The organism is Psychrobacter sp. PL15 (genome assembly GCF_035984995.1).
Taxonomy (GTDB): Bacteria; Pseudomonadota; Gammaproteobacteria; order Pseudomonadales; family Moraxellaceae; genus Psychrobacter.
Map to the genome: position 1 here is coordinate 48,866 of NZ_JAXCIB010000006.1, position 24,929 is coordinate 73,794.

The following is a 24,929-nucleotide window of genomic DNA, read 5'->3' on the forward strand; positions in this document are numbered from 1 at the left end:
ATGAGTTTATTACCATTAACCTTTATATTCCCGCTCATTGGCTTTTTAATCCTAGCCTTTATGCGCGATCGGTTAACTGAACAACTAGCCGCGTTTGTTGGTGTCGGTAGCATGTTGCTATCAGCACTCTGTACGCTAGTGGCTAGTTTTACTTTTTTAACGACCTATCCGGCGGGTACGGTATTAGAGATACCGCTATGGACTTGGTTTCAAGTAGGCGATTTTGCGCCAAGCTTTGGCTTAAGCTTTGACGGTTTAGCACTGACCATGATGGGTGTGATTACCGGCGTTGGCTTTTTGATTCACTTATTTGCCGCCTGGTATATGAAAGGCGATACTGGTTTTGCCCGCTTCTTTAGCTATATGAACTTGTTCGTTGCCAGTATGATTTTACTGGTATTGGGCGATAATTTATTATTGTTATATCTTGGCTGGGAAGGCGTTGGTATTTGTTCGTACTTGCTGATTGGTTTTTATTACCAAGACCGTGCCAATGGTCGCGCAGCCATAAAAGCCTTTACTGTCACCCGTATTGGTGATGTATTTTTAGCTTTCGGGCTATTTTTATTATTCCGTGAATTTGGCACGCTTAATATTCAAGAGATTATTACCCGCGCCCCTGAAATATTCGATGTTAATAACCCCACTATGATTTTGGTCACCATGATGTTGGTTGGTGGCGCGATGGGTAAGTCGGCACAATTACCGTTACACACCTGGCTGGCCGATGCCATGGCCGGTCCAACGCCGGTATCAGCCCTGATTCACGCGGCAACTATGGTAACAGCAGGGGTTTATTTAATCGCCCGTATGCATCCATTATTCATGCTGACCCCAGGTATTTTATTATACTGGGTTGGTGGGGTCGGTGCGTTAACCTTGGTAGTGGCTGGCTTTTGTGCGTTGGCACAAACGGACATCAAACGCATTCTTGCGTACTCGACCATGAGTCAAATTGGCTACATGTTCTTAGCGTTAGGTGTTGGGGCATGGCAGGGCGCTATCTTCCATCTGATGACCCATGCCTTCTTTAAAGCCTTGCTATTTTTATCGTCAGGTGCGGTGATCCTGGCCGTTCACCATGAGCAAAATATCTTTAAAATGGGTGGTTTGCGTAAGAAGATACCCTTAGTATTCTGGTGTTATGTCGTTGGTGGCGGCGCGCTTGCTGCCATACCCTGGGTGACCGTTGGTTTTTATTCTAAAGAAGCCATCCTTTGGGAAACCTATGCTACCGGTCATCAAGTCCTATTCTATATGGGCGTATTCGGTGCCTTCTTGACCGCGTTATATACTTTCCGTATGATTTGGATCATCTTTTTTGGTGTAGAAAAAACCCCCGCGCACAAGTTATCTGGCATGTCATATTGGCTGCCACTGAGCGTATTGTTAGTACTATCGACTGCGGTTGGTGCGCTGATTACGCCACCATTGCAAGGGGTATTGCCAGAGAGTGTTGGACACTTATTAGAAGTGGCCAATCAGGCACAGGGCAAACATACCGCGGAATACATCGCCATGGGTGCGATGGCTGCCGGTTTGATTATTGCTGCATTCTTATATGTGGTGAATAAAGGCCGCTTGCTAGCGAGTTTCAAACAGTCACGTATTGGCGGGGCATTATATTATTGGTGTTATAACGGTATGGGCTTTGATGCGCTATATGATTTAATTTTCGTAAAACCTTTTTTATTCATTGGGCGCTTATTCAAAGCCGACCCTGTTGATAAGACCTGGCTGGTGTTACCAAAGCTGGCGTCAGTGGGCAATAAAATGTTGTCCGCGACCCAAACTGGGTCACTTCGAGGCTATGCCGCAAGCTTTGGCTTGGGTATGGCTGTGCTGTTGGTGCTGGTAATGATGACGGTGGTATAAGATGATAGATTTACAACAAACGTGGATGCTGCCAGCATTAATTGCCATACCCTTTATTGCCGGCTTGTTATGCTGGCTGGTTGAGCGCTTTAATAGACGTCTGCCGCGCTGGATTGCTTTAATCGGCATGATGCTGACTTTTGTATTGTCGTTAGTGCTCTGGCAGTACGGCGATTTTGGCGGTATGAGTAAGCAAGTGATTGTGCCTGATGTTGCGGTGCCATGGGTCGCTGAATTTAGTGTGCCATGGATACCGAGCTTTGGTATTAGCTTCCATTTAGCGATGGACGGTTTGTCGCTAATGATGGTGGCCTTGACTGGATTACTAGGTGTGGCCGCGGTGGCCTGTTCGTGGAACGAGATTCAGCGTCGCGTCGGCTTCTTCCACCTGAACCTACTGTGGAGCTTAGGCGGGGTCATTGGGGTATTTTTAGCCATTGATTTGTTCTTGTTCTTCTTCTTTTGGGAGATGATGCTGGTTCCAATCTACTTCTTGATCGCGATTTGGGGTCATGACGTTGTTGGCGGTAAGACCAAAGAATATGCAGCAACTAAGTTCTTTATCTATACCCAAGCGTCCGGGCTTATCATGCTGGTCGGTGTTTTGGTATTGGTCATTATTAGCTATTCCTTAAGCGGGGTAGTTAGTTTCAATTATAATGATTTACTCGGTACGCCACTTGGCAGCTGGGAATATCCGATCATGTTGTGCTTCTTTATTGGCTTTGCGGTCAAGTTACCTATTATTCCCTTTCACGGTTGGTTACCTGATGCGCATGCGCAAGCGCCAACTGCGGGCTCGGTGGATTTGGCTGGGGTACTGATTAAGACCGCCGCTTATGGTTTGCTTCGTTTCGTGTTGCCACTGTTCCCAGTCGCGTCACAAGAGTTTGCACCGATTGCCATGACCTTGGGTACCATTGGTATCTTCTATGGCGCGTGGCTGGCCTTTATGCAGACCGATATGAAGCGTTTGCTGGCTTATACCAGTATTTCGCACATGGGCTTTGTGGTATTGGCGATTTATGCTGGTACTTTATTAAGCTTGCAAGGTCTAATGATTCAAATGCTGGCGCATGGCTTAAGCTCAGCGGCGCTATTTATCATGGCCGGTCAGTTATATGAGCGTCTACATACCCGCGATTTGACCCTGATGGGCGGTATGTGGGGTCAGTTTCGCTACTATGCACCGATACTGATGTTCTTCTGTGCCGCGCTACTCGGTATTCCAGGTACTGGTAACTTCATTGGCGAGTTTATGATTTTGCTAGGTGCCTTTGCGCAATATCCGGTGTTTGTGGTGTTCGCCACCTTTAGCCTAGTATTGGCGGGTTTATACTCGTTGATCCTAATCCATCGCGCGCTATTTGGTGCTAATAATACTAAAGAATTGGCCATGCATGAAACCAAGTCAAATGGTTTGCCTGAACGTCCATTAAAGGATTTGGGTAAACGTGAGTTGTCATTACTACTGATGTTAGCAGTGGGCTTGGTATGGCTCGGACTGTATCCACAGCCGTTCCTTGATACCTCAAGTCACGCCATGCAGTGGATTAATAATGCATATATTTACAGTCAGGTGACACAAGTAGATGCGTCGCAGTTACTTGATGCAATGGAGGCACGTTAAGTCATGAATGAATTTACGATGAATGATTTGATGGGGCTGCTGCCTTACGCGCCAATCATGGTAGTGGTGATTACCTCATTGGTGGTGATGATTGCTATTACCATCAAACGCTCGCATGTGGTTACTGGCACACTGACAGTGGTAGGGTTGAACATCGCCCTGTTTACCTTGCTCGGACAAATAACCGGGATACTCAGTAATGGATCGGTAACGCCAGTCGCTGAGCAGCTGTTCGTGGTTGATAATTTTGCCCAGTTCAATATGGTGGTGATTCTGATCTGTGCGCTGGCGTGTTGTACCTTGTCATACGCCTATTTAGCCAAGCTAAAAGACAATAAAGATGAGCTGTATTTGCTGATGTTGTTATCGACTACCGGCGCACTGCTCATGGTCTGTGCTCAGCATATGACCTCATTCTTTATGAGTCTAGAGCTATTGTCAGTACCTTTATACGGTCTGCTGTCTTATACCTTTTTACGTAATAAATCGCTTGAATCAGGGCTTAAATATTTGGTCCTATCAGGGACAGCGTCCGCTACCTTATTAATGGGTATGGCGTTTATTTATGCGGAAGTGGGCTCGTTAAGCTTTAAGGCTATTAGTTTCATGTTGGGTGATTTCTTTGAGTCGCCACTATTGATACTAGGGTCGGCGATGATGATGTTTGGTATTGCCTTTAAGCTATCGGCAGCGCCTTTTCATGCTTGGACCCCAGATGTGTATGAAGGCGCGCCAGCTCCTATTGCGACTTATCTGGCATCAGTCACGAAAGTGGCGATGATGGCACTGGCCGTGCGTTTCTTAATTGATACCTCCTTATTGGCCTTGCCATCGGTACAGATGCTGATCATGGTCATGGCGACTTTATCAATTCTCATCGGTAACCTATTGGCTGTGCGTCAGACCAATCTCAAACGCCTACTGGGTTATTCTTCTATTGCCCATATGGGTTATGTACTGATCGTTATTGTCAGTATTGGCTCGGCTGCTGATAGTATTTCTAGCATGTATATGGCGGTTTATGCCTTTACCTCTATTGGTGCCTTTGGGGTCGTGACCCTGATGTCGAGTCCTTATCGTTTGTCTAGCGATGCCAGTGAATTGATCCATTATCAAGGGTTATTTTGGCGACGTCCGGTATTGACGGCAGTAATGACTATTATGATGCTGTCGTTAGCAGGTATTCCATTAACCGCAGGCTTTATTACCAAGCTATTCGCTATCTTGTCTGCGGTACAGGGGACCCAGTGGTTCTTAGCCGCGATGATTATCTTAGGCAGTTCAATCGGCTTGTTCTACTATCTGCGTGTGATGTTAACGCTATTTAAGCGTCCAAAAGAGTTTATTGAGTTTGACGCTGCCGGGCAGTGGGGTATTCGGATGGGCGGTATTATGGTGATTGCTGTGACCGCGATGATTGTGTTCTTTGGCGTATTACCAAACAGCCTCATTGTATGGTCAAGCATGGCGCGTATTTGGTAGGCTAAGCGTGAGGATGTTATGATAAACAGTAGCCAGCAATACATACAGCCTGACGATTAAATACATAATAATGACTATAAGTGAATAATCTTTATGAGCGAAGACAATATCCAAACCGTTAAAGTCCTTAGTAAAACCACCTGGACGCCCAGTCTCTTTAGTTTTACGGTCACCCGTCCGGATAGCTTTAAGTTTACGGCGGGGCAGTTTGTGCGTTTGGGACTCAACCCTAGTGATCTGCACTACTATCAACAACTAGGTAAAGACTCGCAACAAGATTCAGAATCGAGCGCTGACTCAACCACAGTACTGGCGTCTGATGCCGCGCCGAACGAAGATATTTTTCGCGGCTATTCTATTGTGTCATCGCCATTCGATGAAATATTAGAATTCTTCTCTATTGTTATTCCTGATGGTGCCTTTACTTCGCAGCTGCAATATCTCGAAGTGGGCGATGAGCTGTTACTCAACACCCTGCCATTCGGGTTTTTAACCTTAGCGCGTTACCAAAAGCCATATCCCAAAGACTTATGGTTATTGGCCACTGGAACTGGGCTGGCACCCTTCTTGTCGATGCTACAGGATATGCAGACCTGGCAGGATTATGAGCACATCATACTGGCTTACAGCGCTCGCACATCCGAAGAGCTCGCATACGTCGATAAGATTAAGCAATTGCAAGATGACTTTGGCTCACTAGTCGACAATCCAGCCCGCTTGATCTTTATTCCGATCGTCACTCGCGAGCATGTCGAAGGGGCGCTAACCGAGCGTCTACCCAAGCTATTATTAGATGGCACGCTACAACAGCAAGCTGGCATTGCATTGGATGTTGATAGCACGCACGTGATGTTATGCGGTAATCCGGAGATGGTGGAGGACACTAAAGAAGCGCTTAAAACCCTAGGATTAGTGATGAATCGCCGCGGTGAAGGTAATATCGCAGTAGAAAATTATTGGTAGAATCATTGGTAGAATCATTGGTAGATTGATTGGTAGATTGATTGGTAGATTGATTGGTAGATTGATCAACATTAATCTAGATTAACACAAAAAAGCCGCGGCCTTATTAATACTAAGGTCGCGGCGTTTTGGTTTGGGTAAGAGCTACAGTCAATGAAACGTAATATCGATACATAACCTACTGCTGGCATACGTTTTTCTTGCTTGCTGTACCTACGCAGACAGAGGCTGCAAAAAATTTATACCAGCCGCATGGTGTCCTTTTAAATGGGATCGACTACAGCTGCAATGCTAATATCTGGTTTGATTAGACCTGGCTCGGTTTGGTCGCGTCCCCTAAAGGATTAATAGGGCCGTGCATGAGTTCGGGTTCATCGTCATCGCCGATGATGTCTTCGCCGCTACTACCGCTTAATAAATCACGGTAATTAATTTGCGCCTTTAACACCAGCTGCTCTTCTTCGACCTCGCCATAATTGACTTGCACCTTATGTAAGGTGCTCATAATTTTTTTATTCTTTTTGAGCCAGCGATGAATATCTAGATAAATGATGTCATCTTTGGCACGCGCAATATTGATATAGGACAAAATAACCCCTAAAGGGTCTTTTTTGAGTACGCTGTGATAAAACCAGATGGCCAGCTTAACACCTTGGCGCTTGGCAAGGGACTCACAGCGCAAGTTAAGCACGTCGGTATTGGTCTGTTGTTGAAAGACCAAGCGCTGTACATTACGGTCAAGCTGGGCATGCACGAGATAAAAATTACTGGCTACTTCCACATAAATACCCACAGCATTGACCGTACAATACAAGCGAAACCAGTCATCATGCAGCTCAACACGCAGCTCTAAGATCGCTTTAACATTGTCAGTAACGAACTTTTGTAACGCATCATTGACGTAATTTTGTGCGACTGGCAAGCGAATCTCGTCATCAAGCTTGTCGGTAGTTTTGTTATAGAGGTTTTTGATGGTTTGGGTTAGGCTGTCCCAACCATCACTAAAGGACTCTTCAAAACGGTAACCGAGATTGTCAGAGAAGTGATCAAAATTATTAGTATGATCAAGGTCATCAAATTTGCTCAAACTTATTATCCTTATGACTGATTTTGGTAGGGCTAATTAGGGTTGTTTAACACCTCGGCGCAGAATTCCCCTACTTCTAAAGTAGTGGGATGAATGCGTATTTTTGGGTTACTATTTGGTGTATATGTTATATTAATTAATAATTATACCGCCAATGACAAACAACTTCTATATGAGCAAACAAATCCTTAAAGCCCATAAAATCAGACTGTACCCGACAGAGGATCAACAAATATTCTTTGCTAAGTCATTCGGCTGCGCTCGTTTTATATGGAATAGAATGCTTGCTGATAAAATAAAACATTATGACTGTCATAAAGAAAGCTTAAAAAACACACCCGCTCAGTATAAAAAAGAGTTTGAATGGTTGAAAGAAGTGGATAGCTTGGCATTGGCCAATGTGCAAATCAACCTGCAAAGAGCCTTCCAAAGCTTCTTCAAATCACCTACTTTCGGCTTCCCAAACTTCAAACACAAAGGTAAAAAAGACAGTTATACCACCAACAATCAAAAAGGCACGATTGCGGTTGGCTTGAACCGTATTAAGTTGCCAAAAATCGGTCATATCAAAGCGACCATTGAGAGAAAAATCACAGGGCTGGTTAAAAGCGCCACCATTACCAAGACCGCGACTGGTAAATACTTTGTCAGTATTTTGGTTGAAACGGTAGCCGTCGATCTACCTAAAACCCAATCAAATATCGGTATTGATTTAGGATTAATAGACTTCATCGTCCTATCAGACGGGTCAAAAGTTGCTAATCCTAAATTTCTATCAAAATTGCAAAATAAACTGGCGCGAGAACAAAAAATATTGGCCAAACGCAGATTGGTTGCTAAAACTCAGCAGCGCAAGCTGTCTGAGAGCAGCAACTATCAAAAGCAGAAAACAAAAGTCGCTAAAATTTATGAAAAAATAACCAATGCACGCCAAGACTTCCTACATAAACTCTCGTTCAATCTCATTAAAAACCACGATGTTATTGCAATTGAGGATTTAAACGTCAAGGGCATGGTTAAAAACCACAAACTTGCCAAAGCCATATTGGACAGCTCATGGTCTACTTTTACCACCATGCTTGCGTATAAAGCAGACTGGTATGGCAAAGAGCTTGTCAAAATAGATAGGTGGTATCCGTCCTCTAAAACCTGCTCAGGGTGCGGTCACTTACTGACTAAAGCTGAGCTGCCACTATCGGTAAGATCATGGGATTGCCCGAGCTGCTTGCAAAAAAATAATCGAGATATCAATGCCAGCCTTAATATCTTAAACGAGGGATTAAGACTGGTAACACTCAAAACTGTCGGTGCGACAGGGTTAGCTTAGTGAATTTGCCTAACCTCTGATACAGAATATCGTATCAAGTATGGGTATTACCTAAGAAACCGCCACCTCTATAGGTGGTCGGTAGTTCATGTATGATTGTTTGAATACGATTCTTCAAATACGGTTGCTTAACTACGGATATTTAGGTCCAGCCCGTTGCGAATAGGGCGCTAAATAAGAACACAGCTAGTAAAATAGATCTTAAAAATAGTATATAGCAAAATAGCATGGTGCAAAACTGAAGGCACCACATTGTAGCAAATAACCTAAAGAAGGTAACGAATAATGCTAAACTGCCCGAGTCGTTGTTTGAGCTGGGTGTATTTAAGTTTGAATATGCGAAAAACGTCAACAACTGCGCTAAAGACTGCGTTTGAGAAACAGCGTTAAAGTGCGTATTTGACACTATGAGTACTTGACACTATGAGTACTTGACACTATGAGTACTTGATACTATAAGTACTTGATACTATGAGTACTTGATACTAAGTGTAATCGTCGCTTTAAAGGTTATAAAACTTAAAGTTTATAAAAAATAAAACTATAGTCAATGAACAGTAATATCGATACATAACCTACTGCTGGCATACGTTTTTTTTGCTTGCTGTGCCTACGCAGACAGAGGCTGCAAAAAGCTTATACCAGCAGTACCGTAGCATTTTTAAGGTATTTTAACTATATTTAATAAAGAAGAGTAGGTATGGAGTTTTTAGGGTTTACGCTTGATGTTGCGGCACTGACAGACAGTGCCTTAACATTACTACTTAAAGTGGTCTTGGCGTTAGTAATACTGTTGGTTGGACGTTGGCTGGCTAAAAAAGCCATTACTATCGCCAATCGCATCATGTTACGTAGTCGTTTAGATGATACAGTCGCCAGCTTTTTGAGCCGGTTGTTATACGGCATTTTATTGGTGATCGTGGTGCTAGCGGCGCTCAGTAAAATAGGCGTACAAACCACCTCAGTCGTGGCTATCTTGGGTGGTGTGGCTATCGCGGTTGGTCTGTCGTTAAAAGATCAGCTGTCAAACTTCGCTGCTGGCATTATGATTGTGACCTTTCGGCCCTTTGTGCGTGGTGATTTTATCCAAGTCAACGGCTTCACGGGTACCGTGACTGAGATTACCTTGGTCAATACTCATATAACCACGACCAACAACCACGATATTATTTTCCCAAACAGCGATATCACTACTTCAGCCACTACCAACTATAGCTCGCTACCCAATCGCCGCGTGGATATCACCATAGGTATTGGTTATGATGCGGATATCAAAACCGCCAAAAATATTATGCTAGATTTGGCCGCCAGCAATCCGGTTGCTTTTAGTGATCCTGCGCCTATCGTGCGAGTCACTAACTTGGGTGATAATTCGGTTGATTTGACTTTGAATGTTTGGACCACTAATGCGGACTGGTGGGACATGCAGTGCGATTTACTCGAGCAGCTTAAATACGCGCTTGATGACAACAAAATCGATATCCCATTCCCGCAGCGCAGTGTGCATGTTAAAGGCTTGGATCAGATGGTCAATAATATGAATCAGGCGCAAAAGCCGTTGCCAGATAAAGATTAATGCCATCTATTACTTGAACCCTCATCCACAAACTCAAGCTAACGAGGACAGTGATGGTAAGCAGTACCAGCCGCACTGTCTCTTTTTTGAATTGTCTCAACTGTACTGTTCTTAATGCTGCTATTAATTTTCGAGATAAGGGTTAGGCAGTGCTAAGCGCGCCAAAATATCAATCTCAAAGTTTTCCATTTCATCCTGCTCAGCTTGCCCAGTCATATGATCAAAGCCGAATAAGTGCAACACGCCATGGATTAATAAATGGCTAATATGCTGTGCCACAGTCTTGTCTTGCTCAGCAGCTTCCCGCACCATCACTTCATGACATATAATCAGTTCACCCAATGGTATGGTTGGCATCAGCTCAAACACGGCGGTAGGCAGATCGCTTGGATAAGACAAGATATTGGTTGGATAATCTTTACCAAGCGCTTCTAAGTTTAGTGCTCGCCCCTCATTACTATCAGTGATATAAATATCCAAGGCTTTAGGTTTTTGTTGCCACAACGCCTCATCTATATCCACAAAGTAAGGCAGCTCAAGACCAGTCTTAAGCCGCTGATTCATATAATCTAAAGTCGCTAATACGACTGGTAGCAAAATATCCTCGGTATAAAATGTATTGAGTAGCTCGGCATCAATGCTATCCGCACCGCTGATCGTTAGTTCAGTAGCGTTTTGGTCATCATTGCTCATAGGGTCACTTTCGTCATTGGCTTGCTTCATTTTTTTTTCCTCTTATTGTTGTCAATCATAAAAAAGCCGCATATCTGATGCGGCTTTTGCGACTTAATATTAGCTCGTTGATAGTACGGGTGCGGGACTATGAGTTACAACCTAGCGGCCGCGTTTGCTATCGCCTGTTTATGTTCTTGTTCAGCCAGTCGCTCTTGCTTACGCCGTTCTTTGAGCATTTCTTCTTTTTCGTCAAACACATCATAAGCTTCAACGATTTTTTGTACCAACTGATGGCGTACCACATCCTTTGAATCAAATTTAGTGATATGAATCTCTTCTATATCACTTAAGATTTCCATTGCTTGCGTTAGCCCAGACTTAGTACCACGCGGTAAATCGACCTGGGTAATGTCACCAGTAATCACCGCCCGTGAACCAAAGCCTAAACGGGTTAAAAACATTTTCATCTGCTCAGGTGTGGTGTTTTGGGCCTCATCTAAGATTACAAATGAATTGTTCAACGTCCGGCCGCGCATATAGGCTAACGGGGCGACTTCGATCACTTGACGCTCAAGCATTTTGCCTACTTTTTCAAAGCCTAGCATTTCATATAGCGCATCATACAAAGGACGGAGATAGGGGTCGATTTTTTGGGTTAAGTCGCCTGGCAAGAAGCCAAGTTTCTCACCAGCCTCAACCGCAGGACGTACCAGTAAGATACGTTCAATCTCGTTGCGCTCGATCATATCAACGGCACAGGCTACCGCTAGATAGGTCTTACCAGTACCCGCAGGGCCGATACCAAACGACACATCAGACGATAGAATATCTTTAACATAACGCTGCTGATTACCACCGCGTGGGATAATTTTGCCGTTACGAGTGCGCAGGCTAATAGGGGTAAAGTCGCTAGGCGAGTCTAAATCATCTGGATTTTCGCTAATTTCTGTCGGCGCATCGTCTTCCACGTCTTGGTCACGCGCAATACTCGACTGAATGATCAGATGTAGCTCTTCTGGAGTTATATTCTTAGTGTTCTGAGTTTCATCAACCAGTTTATATAAGATACGCTCAGCGCGCTCAACATCTGCCAAATCACCACTCAGGCAAAAATCGCCTTGGCGCTGACTGATTTTAATATTAAGGCGGGTTTGGATATATTTCATGTGATTATTATATTCACCAAGCACGGTTTTAAGTTGGGCTGGGGTCAACGATTCAAATTTTACACGGCGGCTCATAGAGTCAGTCAAGCGATTATCCTTGTATTAATGGCCTGATATCATGGTCACAACGTCATCGTTATAACACCATAATATGGATAGGCTAAATATATAAAGTAGTCAATACGGTAATGTTAAATTCAAAAAGCTGTTTTTTTAAGTGTGTATTTAAATGTGACGGTTAAAATGTGACGGTTAATAGAGTTGCTGGTCAGTTATTTTAATAGAGGTGAAAGTAAGGGTACTGCTATCATTATGGTTGATAGTTTCTAAATTTCAAGCATTGTGTAGCGCTAGACTAGGCTGTTTTGTATGTGGATTGCAAGCAGCTGAGCTAAAGCCATTATTTGTGTCATTTATCACTAAGAGTTTGTGCTGATTCTGCTATCGGCTAACCGTTAACTCACTCATAGCAACCGCTTAAAAGTCATAATTATACTCGGCAGACACAGTGACACTCACGGAAATTTAGCCAATCTGTGGTAATCTATTAGGCTCTAGTAATTGTTCATTCGTTATCTGTTAATAGTGCTCAAATATGTATCTGGGTTACCAGTAATATGGAAAACAAATAAAAAGTTAAACCAACTCTATGTAAAAAAATCACATAACAAAGCTATAAAAATAATGCTACGAGCAGCCGCTCTATCAGAGATGACTGTAATGATGGTAACACCTTAATAGGATCAATGATGATGGATAATAATGGTTTGCAAGATTCAAATGCTGAACAATCCAAAGCAACTGATAATTCAACTGACAATGCGACTGATAACAACCAAGCGAGTGAGACGCTTAACCAAGCAAGTACGGCAAAACTGACCGAACAGCAAGTGCTTATCGTTGGTGGTGGCCATGTCGGTTTATCATATGCTTTACTGTTAGCGCATCACGGTATTAGCAGCACCTTGTTAGAAAAAAACAACTATCCAACCATCAGTCCCAATGATGACAGCAATCGTAACCATTATTTAGACAGTCGCAATACTGCGCTATCACGGCGGACGGTACAGATCTATCAAGAGATTGGCCTGTGGTCAGCGCTACAAAGTCACGCCTGCCGTATTGATGCGGTGCAGATTAGCGAACAAGGCAGTTTTGGGATCGCGCAGTTGAATAAAGCTGATGAGCAAGTCGAATCATTTGGACAAGTGATGGAAAATGCGTGGCTGGGGCGTAAGCTATTATTAGCGGCGCAACAGGAGTCGCTGATTACCTTGATAGACAATGCCAATGTCACCGCTATTAAGCAGCAGTCAGGGTCGCAATCAACTGCTGGAGTTACCCTTAGCTTCAATTATTATGATAGCGACGAGCATGAGCAGCAATTACAGGGCAGTGTATTAGTGGCCTGTGATGGTCGTGATTCGACTGTGCGTCAGCTGTTAAATATTGGCACGACCACCTATGATTATCAGCAAACCGCTATTGTGGGTGTGGTCGAGACTGATCAGCCGCATGAGCATGTCGCTATTGAGCGTTTTAGTCCAGCAGGACCGCTGGCTGTATTGCCGCTGACTGATCCGAACGGTGATGGCAATGATGAGTATCAGACGGGCTACCGCCGTTCTGTGGTTTGGGTCTGCCCAACGGGTGAGGAAGCACAATACCTAGAAGATGATGCGCATTTTTTGCAGACCTTGCAGCAGGCCTTTGGTGAGCGCGCTGGCACGTTCGTCACTGCGGGTCGCCGCGGTGCTTATCCACTAACCAAGGTACTGGCAGATGCACAAGTGGATGGCCGCTGCGTCATCATGGGCAATGCAGCACATACCTTACATCCGGTAGCCGGTCAGGGCTTTAACCTGTGTATGCGCGATGCGCATGTGCTCGCGCAAATGATGAGTACGCAAGTGCTTAAAGGTGCCGATATCGGTGATCCACAACTGTTAAAACGCTACGAGAAGTCACGGCAAACCGATCAAAAGCGGGTGATTCGCTTCTGTGATGCGATCGTACATGGCTTTACCCATCCCAATCCGGTTATTAAGCTGGCACGTAATGTGGCCTTGGTTGCCTTTGATAAGTTACCCAATATCAAACCATTGATTGCTAATTATGCGATGGGTCTAAAATCTTAAGCTTTAACAGAGTTTTTAAATAGTAACTCGAACCACTTTTAGCTTTGTCAGCTGCTATTAATAAAGGATATCTTATGAAAAATGACCATACGCTTATTATTGGCGGCGGTATCGTCGGTGCCAGTCTGGCGCTAAAGCTGGCACAAGCAAAGCGGCCAGTGACATTGGTCGATGCGAGGCCTAAACGTGATGATGCTCATTGGCAAGATAAGCTCAGTCAACGAGATGCCCGTGTCTATGCGCTCAGCCTGGCCAGCATTGGTTTGTTAACAGATATTGGTGTGTGGCAGAAGATAGCGATATCAGAGCGCAAAGCCGATTACTCACAAATGCAGGTCTGGCAACTCAATGGGATTGGCGAGTTAAAGTTCGGGGATGACTGTGCTGATAACAAGAGCACTGATAACAAGAGCACTGGTAACAAGGGTACTGATAATAACGCTACTGGTAATAACGAAAAGGGTAATGAAGGCAGTGATACGCCCAAGCTACTCGGTAGTATGGTAGAGCCTACGGTCATTGAGTATGCCCTTTGGCAGCGCTTGTTCGAGGATGATGTGAGTGATTATCTGACCGTCATCGCTGGCCATAAGGTGATGCAAATGGATTGGCTAGGATCTGAACAAGGCTACCGTATCACTTTAGATAATGAGACGGCTATTGAGGCGAATCTGCTAGTTGGCTCTGATGGCCGTGGTTCGTTTGTGCGCCGGCAAGCTGGAATTGAGCTGGATACTTTGGATTATAAGCAGACCGCGATTTGCTGTGCCATTCAAACGGCAAAACCGCATCAAGCGACCGCTCGCCAAGCAATGCTGCCTACTGGTACGCTAGCATTATTACCCTTGGCTGATATTACAGATGAGGATAAGGTCAATCCGCAGCATTGGCAGTCAGTGGTCTGGACTTTGCCACGCAATCAAGCGCTTGAGCTTGAGATTCAAGAGCCACGAATTATCGCTGACAAATTAGCAGCGGCCAGTACTTATGAGCTTGGCGCTATCAATCAGATTGAATCGATTGCTAGCTTTCCATTAATGGCCCAGCAGGCGCGCAATTATGTCGCTGATAACTTAGTTCTGATTGGTGATGCCGCGCACGGGGTGCATCCATTAGCGGGTCAAGGGCTGAATCTTGGTATGCTCGATGTGCAGGCATTAAGTGATCAGCTCGAGCGTGACTTTGCTCGTAGTGGTGGCAAATTATGGGGAGCCAATCAAACGCTGCGCACTTATGAGCGGATGCGTCGTCCGCATAACAGTCTAATGATGCATAGTTTTTCTGCGCTTAACTGGCTGTTTGCTGGCGAGTTTGCTCAACTGCGACCGATACAACAATTGCGTAACGAAGGCATGTCTCGGGTCAGTAAAATCAAACCGTTAATGCGTTTGTTTGCCAAGCAGGCGAGTGGGGTCTAGGGTTTTGACTTAGTGAAGAGTAGAGTATGAACGTTAAGTTATGGACAATAGCGACGGTTATGATAGGTGCCTTAGCTCTGACCGGTTGCCAAACAGCCGATTTGTCTAATCAGAAAATTAAAACTATCAATATGCCAATTGTTTCGATTAGTTTGGATAGAGATGGCGATGGCGTATCTGATGATATAGACCAGTGCCCAGCCACTCCGTATAACGTGATAGTAGATGAAAGAGGCTGTCCTTTTACGCTTCCTGGTATAGGTCTAAAAATGGAGTATCGCGCCTTTTTTGCTAAAGGTAGTAGTGAGTTATCGCTAGAGTATCAGCTTGAGCTGGATAAAGTAGGAATGAGATTGCAAGAGTATAAAAACGCCACCATATTGATTGAAGGTCATAACTCAAGAACTGAAGTCGATAGCGCTTCTATAGACAAAGCGAATGCTTTAGCGCAAGACAGAGCGAATAAGGTTAAGAATTATTTAATATCTAAATATAACATTGCCTCTGAGCGCATCACGGCGACTGAGTATGGCGCAAGAAGACCGATTGCGCCGTCTGATAGTGAAGAGGGCAATATGTTGAACCGGCGCGTTTATGCGATTGCGTCTGAACCTCAAGAATAAACAATCAATTTATTATTAAAGCCACTCAAACTTAGATAGGTGTATCGAGTTTTAAATACAGCAATCATAAATTAGTGAATGTAAATGGCGTGAGTTATCCTTCTTCAGTAACTATCAATGATAATTGGCTTTTTCACTACGTTAGGTAAGATAAATAATGACTACGAAACTGAAACTCAACAGTGCTGTTTTGTTAGCAGCCTCTATAACATTAGCTGGCTGCCAGACTACCGAAATTGTACCGCCCAAAACCACACCTCAATATGAAAATATCAGGACGATGCAAGCAGATATTCCTGATTCAGATGGTGATGGAGTACTTGATGATATAGACGAGTGTCCTGAAACGCCACCTAACGTAGTGGTCGATGCTAAAGGCTGTGAAATAATAATTGAGGGAGGCGATGCACTTGAAATGGAGTTTAGTGGATTTTTCCCGTCAATGAGCAGTCAATTACCTGCTATTTATGATGCGGAATTTGTAAAAATAGCAGAAAAAATCAATGAGTATCCAGAAGCCAGTGTTTTTATTTTTGGTCATGCAGCCACAAATGAAATTGATGAAGATGTTTTAGCGACTTTTGGTTTCGATTCTTTATCACGCAATCGCGCGCTTATCATCAAGAATACTTTAGTCTTACAACATAACATTGATGCTAAGCGTATCCGTACTTATGAGTGCTCAAATAAATTATTAGTCAAAGATACAGATTATATAAATCCTAGTTTTGAAGCGCTTAATATGAAAGGTCTTGAGGCAAAGCAGCGCCGTGCAACGTTGATGGCGAGCAGTAACGTGAATGACTTAATGGATCTTGAGTATGTCTCCTATAAAAGAAAATATGGTGAATACGCAAAGCACTGTGACAAGTTTGAATAGTTATGATTAACCATTATTATTTGTCTTTACCCCAACGCCGAAAACACCACCATCAGTACTGGCGAGACAATATTAATAATAAAGCCAAAGCTGATGGCTAATGGCACGACTTTTAGTCCGCCAGATTGCTGAATAATGGGTAAGGTAAAGTCCATACTGGTCGCGCCGCCAAGCCCTACTGCCGCTGACGGATACTGACGCATAAACACTGGAATAAATAACAACGCAAAAAACTCACGTATCAAGTCATTAAATAACGCCACACTGCCCCAAATGGCCCCATAAGCATCGGTCATCACAATCGCCGATAGCGAATACCAACCGAAGCCCGACGCCAATGCCAGCCCTTTAGTCCATGACACGTCGGCAAACAACAGCGCGAACACCAGGCCACCAACCAATACTGATAGGGTAAAGATAACACTCATCTCCACACCACGTTTATTCAGCAGCACTTCTTTGAGAGTGATGCCCGAGCCCTTAAGGCCGATACCGACCAGCAGGATTAATAGCATCAGCATTATGGTCATGCTGCTCTCATGCGGCATATAAGCAGCTGGCAAAAAATGCCCAATCACAAAGCCAATAACCACACAAATTACTTGGGTTAAGCTGCCACGGATACTGACTCGGTGTTGCTGTGACTTAGTGCTTGGTTGTTTGGCATGCCACGGTCGCCAATGATCAAACAGCATCAGCGCAAACAGCCCAGCGGCAATGGTCAGTATCGACAATACGGCCACATATAAGGCAATTTCGCCCAATTGACTGCCAAGCTCTTCCACCTGTGACAGCTCAATACCGATAAGCGTTAGGATAATAAATACTAGATAAGACAAGCCCTTTTCAGAAAACGCCGTCAACTTTGGGTTGCTAGGAATAATAAAGCCAATAAATAGCGGCATTAAGACTAAAACAAGGGTGATTATGCTTTGCATGAGGGGCAGGCTCGTAAGATTTTTGGCAAACCTAGGATTGTAACATATTAGGCGAATAATGCTGGCATGAGCGTGCAAAAATCATGATTTGAGTAAGGGCTTGCATACCAAGCCCCTAAAGTTAAATATGAAGCGAGCGTAAAACTAGTAAATAGCTGTAGTCGTTAATCTTAGTAGCAATCAGGCTAAATTACCAAGGTCATTAGACCGCCACTGCCGTTTGTAATTGCTTAGCACGATTATGACTACTTACGAGAGCCTGTGGTAACCACGCTATCGGTTCCTCTATCGTATCAATTACATCAATGCTATCAATCGCATCAACGCTATCTGTGTTGCTTGTGAAAGGCTCGATAATACTTACTAACGGCGTGCTGGCCAACTGCGGGTAGTCCTGTCGATAATGGCCACCGCGACTTTCACAGCGCTGATAAGCGGATTGAATAATCAGGGTCGCTAACTGCAATTGCCGCGTTAGCTGAAAATTTGCCAGCTTTTTAAGAGTAGCAGAGCTATTAGCACTATTAGCTCCATTTAAGTCATCTGTACTTGAATGCTCTGTAGCTAAATCCTTTAACGCACCGCTCTTTGAAGTCAAGCTCTCTGAGATTGAGTCAGACTCTTTAATCGTTTGTTGCCAGTGTTGGATCTGTATCATTGCTTGCTCTAACTTCTCAGCGTTACGCATGATACCCATATTGTTGCTCATTAAGGCTTTTAGCTCAGCGGTAATATCATCAGTACTTACATTAGTACTTACATCAGCACTCGGATCAATACTAGGGGTATAATCAGTATGAGCCGACATGACAGCTGAAGGCAGAGTAATAGATTGCGTACCCAGTATTTTTGGTGACGTCCAAATGGTAGCAGCTAAAGCTACTGATTCAGCATCAAGCTCAGTATCAGGTGCAGTATCAGGTGCAGTATCAAATTGGCTAGTAGGTTTAGCATTGGACTTAGCATTGGACTTAGCATTGAACTTAGCGTTGAACTTAGTATTGTACTTAGCGTTGAATTTGATGTCGACCGGTAACTCAGGCGTCGCTGCCAGATAGCCAGGTAGGTGAGCGGCAATATTACGGCCGACCACCACACACTCTAATAAAGAGTTACTCGCCAAGCGGTTGGCACCATGCAAGCCAGTATAAGCGACCTCACCAGCAGCATATAACCCTGGTACATCGGTTAAGCCATCCGCACAAGTAACCACGCCGCCACAACTATAATGCGCAGTAGGTGCGACTGGAATGGGGTCGGTAGTGATGTCGATACCTAGGTCTAATAGGGTCTGATAAATCTGCGGAAAATGCTGCTGCAAGAATTCTGCTGGCAAGTGGCTGACGTCAAGATGCACGTAACCGAGGCCATTACCTGTGATTTGCTCGCTAATTGCTCGAGCGACAATATCTCGTGGGGCCAGCTCTGCACGCGAGTCAACATCCAGCATAAAGCGTTGGCCGGTCTGCGGACAATACAACCGACCGCCTTCACCGCGCAGGGCCTCTGAGACCAAAAAGCTACTATTGCCCAATGCCAAGCCAGTCGGATGAAATTGGATGAATTCCAAATTTGCTAAGCGACAGCCTGCTTGCCAAGCCATCATCACTCCGTCACCCACACAGACGTTGGGTGCGCTGGCACGTTGGAATAACTGTCCCAAACCACCGCTTGCCAACACTATCGCGCGACTATAAAAAGTTCGTCGGCGCTGAGTGTTATGGTCAAAGACCAGCGCGCCCTTTGCGTGTTGAGAAGGGTGGCGATCATGAGAATGTTGCGACTGGCTGGACGTCTCAGATTGGTTGGTGACAGTATTACTCAAGCGTTCTGTGAAGGGTTTTGTGACTGATTCTATGACCTCTTTTGTGAAGGGTTCTGTGAGAGGCTCTGTCAATAATTCTAGCGCCTCATGGTAAGGTAAAATAGTGATGTTGCTAGCGACCTGCGCTTGGGCCGATAGCGTCTGCATGATATGCCGACCTGTAGCGTCGTCAGCATGTGCGACCCGGCGACAGCCGTGACCGCCTTCTTGAGTCAAATGTAAGTCAGCAGTTTTTAACTCAGCTAGAGCGTCAGTAGTAGGAATAGCGTTGGCTATTAGATCTTGTGGACTTTGCTGGGGAATCTGAGTAAAAGGCACGCCTTGTGCACACAGCCATTGTACGGCTTGTTGCCCCGCGCTTAAAATAGTAGTGGTGTTATCAGTGGCACACAGTCCTGCACCAGCGATTAGGGTATCCGCTACATGGTCAGCGACCTGGTCATTTTTATCCAAGCTGGCAGCAATACCACCTTGGGCATAGTGACTTGAACAAGTCTCAAGTGCGGCCTTACTCAATAGAGTAATGCTTAGCGATTTTGGCAAGGCCAGCGCGGTACTTAGCCCTGCCAATCCTGCACCAATAATTAAGACATCGGTATGGATAGCGTCGTTACTGTTATTATCATGGATATGAAAAGGATTATTAGCAAGTTCGCTATTAAAGCGCCCATCAAAATCATGAGTATCTTTTCCATTAACACTACTATCATCAATGCTAGGTTCATTAGCGTTATGTTGGTTAACACTAGTATCGTGCAAGCCCGGCTTATCAAGGCCCATTTTATCAGCTGTTAATACTGTGTTCATATTAGGCTGCTCCGACGTTGGCAAACAGGGGACGGTCCTTGACAATATCACCACTGGCTGCCACCCGTTGCTGTTGTGATTTGGCGAAATCAAGCATACGTTGCAAGGGCTTTCTGGCCGCTGTTGCCAGCTCTATCATTAAATCGACTTCGCCGCTGTTATTGGTCAAGCATTGCTCAATACCTTGCAGACCATTCATCGCCATCCAAGGGCAAAAAGCACAGCTTTTACAACTGGCACTTTCACCGGCAGTTGGCGCGGCTAGAAAATGTTTGTGCGGTGAGCGTTTTTGCATTTCGTGCAAGATACCCAAGTCAGTGGCAACAATAAAGGTATCGGCGTCCATTTCATAAGTGGATTGCAGTAACTTGCTGGTCGAACCGACCACATCAGCCAACTGTACGACGCTATCGGGCGACTCAGGATGTACCAACACTTTTGCCTGTGGGTGTTCTTGTTTTAATTGCATGAGTTCGGTGGCTTTGAACTCGTTGTGTACCAAGCATGAGCCTTGCCATAACAGCATATCTGCGCCGGTTTCTTGCGCAATGTACTTACCCAAATGTCGATCAGGGCCCCAAATAATCGGCTCGCCTTGCTCATGTAGGTGACGGACAATGTCAATACCCACTGATGAGGTCACTACCCAATCTGCACGCGCTTTGACCGCTGCACTGGTATTGGCATAAACCACCACTGTACGCTCAGGATGGGCGTCACAAAAGGCTGAAAACTCATCGGCAGGGCAGCCCAAATCAAGTGAACACTCTGCCTCTAAATCGGGCATCAGGACGGTTTTTTCCATGCTCAGAATTTTTGCAGACTCGCCCATAAAGCGCACCCCGGCCACTACTAGTGTCTGCGCGCTATGCGCTTGACCAAAGCGTGCCATCTCTAATGAGTCGCCCACACAGCCACCAGTTGCTAGGGCCAAGTCTTGAATGAAAGGGTCAACATAGTAATGGGCGACTAATACCGCATTATGCTCCTTTAACAGCTGTTTAATACGGTCTTCAACCAGCAAACGCTCGGAACGCGGTAAGTCTACCGGTATCTTGGCCTTGGCATATTCGATATTAAGCTGGATCGCACTGCGGTTATCAGTACTGAGTAGCGGAGCGTCATAGGGATACGTTTTCATAGGGACAAGCCTCTGGTGCGATAGCGATAGTAATAGTCTTCTCAAGTAACAGTTTTCTCAAGTAATAGTCTTCTCAAGTAATAATCTATAGTCAATGCAAAGTAATATCGACACATACCGTCGCGTTTTTAAGGTATTTTGACTATAGTATCAATAGGCTCAGTCAGATTTATGTAGAATCCCTGAGCTTATTGATGGCTGTACTTGCCTTGGTATCAGTCGTTATCTTTACTTTTTGGGATTGATAGTAGTAAACAGCTAAAAGTGGGTGAGATAGGGCAGAATAAAACAGCTGTTTTGATACAAGGGCTTAATTATGCTCTTATTGAGCATAAGTGCAAGTGGTTTTTGCGGAACTTTTGTTAAAGTTGCCATTGATCATTAAACATATTCTCTGTAGTCAATGAAAAGTAATATTGATACATAACCTACTGCTGGTATACGTTGCTCTTGCTTGCGTAAGTTGCTATTGCTTGCTGTACCTACGCAGACAGAGACTGCAAAGAGCTTATACCAGCAGTACCGTCGCATTTTTAAGGTATTTTAACTATAGCGCGGTTTTGGACATGGTTTTTCAGTGTGGCAATTCAGTGTGGCAATTCAGTATGGCAATGATGGCGTCTAAGAAGATAAGTTCGCATTCATAATTATGCTCATGCTATCTTCACCCTACATTCACGTTATACTTATACTTGGCTATTGAGCTATTATTTTGTCAACAGATCAGCCACTCATTAATAATAAAAGGTAATCACAAATAACCATGACATTGTCTTATTCACATGCGCACCAGCAGGGCAGTGGCACCACTGAAGTGGTCGCGGTGTTAGTCGCCATCACTGATCATACTGCGCGGGTCCTAACGGTAGACCAGGGTAAGCTATTGCCTAACGGGCCCTTGATGCCGTTACATCGCTCATTGCAGGCAGGTGTGCGTCAGTGGGTTGAAGAACAGACCCAACAGCCACTGGGCTATTTAGAGCAGTTATATACCTTTGTCGATACTAGTCGGCGTAATGTTGATGGTCATGCGTTGGTCTACGTCAGCTATCTAGGACTGGTACAAGAGACCCAAACCGCTAAGTTACAAAGCCAAGCTTTATGGCGCGATTGGTACGATTACTTCCCATGGGAAAATCACTTAGAAGGCACACCCGATATTATTATGCGCTTGCTTGTCCCAGCCTTATTGGCTTGGGCAGACACCGCTGAAGATGTTTCTGTCCAGTACCGCCGTCGTCAGCGTATTGGCTTGTGTTGGGGGGTGGGTACGGAGCTTTTAAACAATAACCAAGACAAAGACCAGAATATTAATGATCAAGTAAGCGACTGTCATGAAGACCAGCGTCATGAAGACCACGGTCACGAAAACCACAGTGACCAGCACGCGGGTAGTGAATACGAACATGAGTACGAGTGGGTTGCAGAACATGTCTTGCTGCGTTATGAGATGTTATATGAAGCCGGTCTAATTCCTGAGTCGCCTGACTATTTACCTAGTTATCCACCCAGCTATCCATCCACTCACTTATCTAATCATCAGCCTAATAAGCTACCCGCAGATTGGTCGCAAGTGATGGGGGTGCCGATGTATTATGACCACCGCCGGGTGATCGCTACCGCTATTTCAAGGCTACGTGCCAAGATTGAATATCGACCGCTGATCTTTGGCTTGATGCCTGAAGTGTTCAGCTTGTCGCAGTTACAACAAAGTGTGGAGGCCTTATCAGGTGTGCCTTTGCACAAACAAAACTTCCGCCGTTTGCTTGATTCGCAAAATTTAGTTATGCCCACTGGGGACAGTAGTAGCGCCCAGCGTGGCCGCCCCGCAAAACTTTATCGCTTCCGTCATGATATCGAACTACAAAGCTTGCTGATGGACAGCAAATTACCCAAGCGTAAATAGCTGTATTTTTTGCTTGATGTTCGGCAGTGTGACAGCGGCTGCAAAAAATCCATACCAGCAATGTTATATCTTTTTTAAACGCTGTTCTTTTTAAATTGGATCAGCTATAGGCACTTTTGATAAATATTTACGAAGAAATGCCCGTAAATAACTGCTCATAAAATTCCAGTTATTCTATCCAAATATCTATTGTGCCTCGTGAGCCTATTGGTTTTATCTTGCGAGCGCGCTTGCTTTACGCTATATTTATGCCCCACTACTTATGCTCATTTTGAGTTTAAATAAACCATTAAAATTAAGTAAGTGGCTGAACTTAAGTGATCCTTGAACTCAAATGATAGTTAAATTTAAGTGTTCATTGAACTCAAGTGACGGTTAAATTTAAGGAACGGTTAAGTTTAGACAGACAGCGTTCTAACAAATAGCACTGTAATAAATAGCACTCTGATAAACAGCACTGTAATAAACAGCATTGTAATAAATAGCACTGATATTAATAAAGCGTCAAGTAAGGGGCAGATATGACAAATAAAGTAGAACCAGCGTTGGATCAGGTGTTGCTTAAGCCGTTAGTAGCAGCGGCACTGACGGAAGACTTGGGTCGGCGCGGTGATGTGACTTCACAGGCCACTATTCCAGCAGACATGCAAGCGCAATTACAGATCAAGGCACGCCAAGCGGGTGTGATTTGCGGTATGGATTTAGCGCGATTGGCTTTTGCCTTAATCGATGCGCAGATTGAGTTTGTCGCAACGGTTAGCGATGGTGAGCGTGTGGACGCTGACACAGTATTAGCCACCGTTCGCGGTAATGCGCGCCATTTACTGACTGCAGAACGTACTGCACTGAATTTTATGACTCATTTGAGTGGTATTGCGACCGCTACCCGGCAGATTGTCGATAGCGTGGCCGATTATCCGGCGCAGATTACCTGTACCCGTAAGACCATTCCCGGACTGCGAATTGTGCAAAAGTATGCGGTACGTTGTGGTGGTGGACGCAACCATCGCTTAGGATTGGATGATGCTATTTTGATTAAAGACAATCATATCGCGATTGCCGGTGATATCACTACTGCCATTCAGCAAGCGCAAGCATTTGCTGGTCATCTGATTCCGATTGAGGTCGAGGTTGATAACTTGGCGCAACTGGCACTGGCACTAGATGCTGGCGTGAGCCTAGTGTTATTGGATAACATGGCCCCTGAAATCTTGTCTCAGGCGGTTGCGATGTGTAAAGGACGCGCAAAGACCGAAGCCTCAGGCGGTATCACCCCTGAAACGGTGCAAGCCGCCGCAAAAACAGGCGTTGATTTTATCGCTATGGGTTACCTGACTCACAGTACCACTGCGCTGGATATTGGCCTTGATTTTAGTGCTTAGTTGTTATGCTTAGTATTAATAGGATGTTCAGCGTTGACTGTTAAAGGTGGCTTTATGCATGGGTTTTACGGGTTTCATATTATCGTAAAC

At 44.7% G+C, this 24,929-nt stretch carries 18 protein-coding genes; 12 read left to right on the plus strand and 6 right to left on the minus strand.

The window, feature by feature from the left end; genetic code table 11:
• The 4 genes from nuoL to RCH20_RS06825 all read left to right on the plus strand — a co-directional run bounded on the left by nuoL (nucleotide 1) and on the right by RCH20_RS06825 (nucleotide 5,950).
• Nucleotides 1–1,875 carry an NADH-quinone oxidoreductase subunit L gene (gene nuoL, locus RCH20_RS06810; RefSeq protein WP_327193037.1) on the plus strand — a complete coding sequence of 625 codons (1,875 nt, stop codon included), beginning with the start codon at nucleotides 1–3 and terminating at the stop codon, nucleotides 1,873–1,875.
• 1 nt (nucleotide 1,876) lies between these two features.
• Nucleotides 1,877–3,505 carry an NADH-quinone oxidoreductase subunit M gene (nuoM, locus tag RCH20_RS06815; RefSeq protein WP_327193038.1) on the plus strand — a complete coding sequence of 543 codons (1,629 nt, stop codon included), beginning with the start codon at nucleotides 1,877–1,879 and terminating at the stop codon, nucleotides 3,503–3,505.
• Nucleotides 3,506–3,508: 3 nt separating this feature from the next.
• Nucleotides 3,509–4,987 carry an NADH-quinone oxidoreductase subunit N gene (locus RCH20_RS06820; RefSeq protein WP_209958406.1) on the plus strand — a complete coding sequence of 493 codons (1,479 nt, stop codon included), beginning with the start codon at nucleotides 3,509–3,511 and terminating at the stop codon, nucleotides 4,985–4,987.
• 93 nt (nucleotides 4,988–5,080) lie between these two features.
• A complete protein-coding gene (locus RCH20_RS06825) occupies nucleotides 5,081–5,950 on the plus strand; it encodes a ferredoxin--NADP reductase (RefSeq protein WP_327193039.1) in 870 nt (289 codons plus the stop codon).
• Between the two features lie 307 nt (nucleotides 5,951–6,257).
• On the opposite strand, the gene RCH20_RS06830 is transcribed toward RCH20_RS06825, so the two are convergent.
• Nucleotides 6,258–7,037, minus strand: coding sequence for a hypothetical protein (locus RCH20_RS06830; protein ID WP_327193040.1), 780 nt, complete (start codon nucleotides 7,035–7,037; stop codon nucleotides 6,258–6,260).
• Nucleotides 7,038–7,209: 172 nt separating this feature from the next.
• Here RCH20_RS06830 and tnpB point away from each other — a divergent pair, with 172 nt between their 5' ends.
• Together tnpB and RCH20_RS06840 are read left to right on the plus strand one after the other, a co-directional pair.
• Complete coding sequence (gene tnpB / locus RCH20_RS06835; RefSeq protein WP_327193041.1) at nucleotides 7,210–8,364, plus strand: IS200/IS605 family element RNA-guided endonuclease TnpB; 1,155 nt, start codon at nucleotides 7,210–7,212, stop codon at nucleotides 8,362–8,364.
• A 700-nt stretch (nucleotides 8,365–9,064) separates the two neighbouring features.
• A complete protein-coding gene (locus RCH20_RS06840) occupies nucleotides 9,065–9,940 on the plus strand; it encodes a mechanosensitive ion channel family protein (RefSeq protein ID WP_327193042.1) in 876 nt (291 codons plus the stop codon).
• Between the two features lie 123 nt (nucleotides 9,941–10,063).
• Here the strand turns inward: RCH20_RS06840 and ybeY are convergent, their stop codons facing one another.
• Both ybeY and RCH20_RS06850 read right to left on the minus strand, forming a co-directional pair.
• A complete protein-coding gene (ybeY, locus tag RCH20_RS06845; protein WP_327193043.1) occupies nucleotides 10,064–10,663 on the minus strand; it encodes an rRNA maturation RNase YbeY in 600 nt (199 codons plus the stop codon).
• 104 nt (nucleotides 10,664–10,767) lie between these two features.
• Nucleotides 10,768–11,856 (minus strand): PhoH family protein, encoded by a 1,089-nt coding sequence (locus RCH20_RS06850; protein ID WP_209959219.1) that lies wholly within the window; start codon nucleotides 11,854–11,856, stop codon nucleotides 10,768–10,770.
• Between the two features lie 677 nt (nucleotides 11,857–12,533).
• On the opposite strand from RCH20_RS06850, the gene RCH20_RS06855 reads away from it, so the two are divergent.
• The 4 genes from RCH20_RS06855 (at nucleotide 12,534) to RCH20_RS06870 (ending at nucleotide 16,840) form a co-directional block, all read left to right on the plus strand.
• Nucleotides 12,534–13,919: an FAD-dependent monooxygenase gene (locus tag RCH20_RS06855; protein WP_442793112.1), complete on the plus strand. Its 1,386-nt coding sequence runs from the start codon at nucleotides 12,534–12,536 to the stop codon at nucleotides 13,917–13,919.
• Nucleotides 13,920–13,993: 74 nt separating this feature from the next.
• Nucleotides 13,994–15,337 carry an FAD-dependent monooxygenase gene (locus RCH20_RS06860; protein WP_327193044.1) on the plus strand — a complete coding sequence of 448 codons (1,344 nt, stop codon included), beginning with the start codon at nucleotides 13,994–13,996 and terminating at the stop codon, nucleotides 15,335–15,337.
• 26 nt (nucleotides 15,338–15,363) lie between these two features.
• Nucleotides 15,364–15,960, plus strand: a complete 597-nt coding sequence (locus RCH20_RS06865; RefSeq protein ID WP_327193045.1) for an OmpA family protein — start codon at nucleotides 15,364–15,366, stop codon at nucleotides 15,958–15,960.
• A 157-nt stretch (nucleotides 15,961–16,117) separates the two neighbouring features.
• Complete coding sequence (locus RCH20_RS06870) at nucleotides 16,118–16,840, plus strand: OmpA family protein (protein ID WP_327193046.1); 723 nt, start codon at nucleotides 16,118–16,120, stop codon at nucleotides 16,838–16,840.
• Nucleotides 16,841–16,866: 26 nt separating this feature from the next.
• Here RCH20_RS06870 and RCH20_RS06875 read toward each other — a convergent pair whose 3' ends face one another.
• The 3 genes from RCH20_RS06875 to nadA form a co-directional block, all read right to left on the minus strand.
• Nucleotides 16,867–17,778, minus strand: coding sequence for a lysine exporter LysO family protein (locus RCH20_RS06875; RefSeq protein ID WP_209958387.1), 912 nt, complete (start codon nucleotides 17,776–17,778; stop codon nucleotides 16,867–16,869).
• A gap of 202 nt (nucleotides 17,779–17,980) precedes the next feature.
• Nucleotides 17,981–20,410 carry an L-aspartate oxidase gene (locus RCH20_RS06880; protein WP_327193047.1) on the minus strand — a complete coding sequence of 810 codons (2,430 nt, stop codon included), beginning with the start codon at nucleotides 20,408–20,410 and terminating at the stop codon, nucleotides 17,981–17,983.
• Between the two features lies 1 nt (nucleotide 20,411).
• Nucleotides 20,412–21,551 (minus strand): quinolinate synthase NadA, encoded by a 1,140-nt coding sequence (gene nadA, locus RCH20_RS06885; RefSeq protein WP_327193049.1) that lies wholly within the window; start codon nucleotides 21,549–21,551, stop codon nucleotides 20,412–20,414.
• Nucleotides 21,552–22,314: 763 nt separating this feature from the next.
• On the opposite strand from nadA, the gene RCH20_RS06890 reads away from it, so the two are divergent.
• Nucleotides 22,315–23,457, plus strand: coding sequence for an NUDIX hydrolase (locus RCH20_RS06890; protein ID WP_327193050.1), 1,143 nt, complete (start codon nucleotides 22,315–22,317; stop codon nucleotides 23,455–23,457).
• Between the two features lie 521 nt (nucleotides 23,458–23,978).
• Entirely contained in the window at nucleotides 23,979–24,839 is an 861-nt protein-coding gene (gene nadC, locus RCH20_RS06895; protein WP_327193051.1) for a carboxylating nicotinate-nucleotide diphosphorylase, read from the plus strand.
• Nucleotides 24,840–24,929 lie beyond the last annotated feature (90 nt).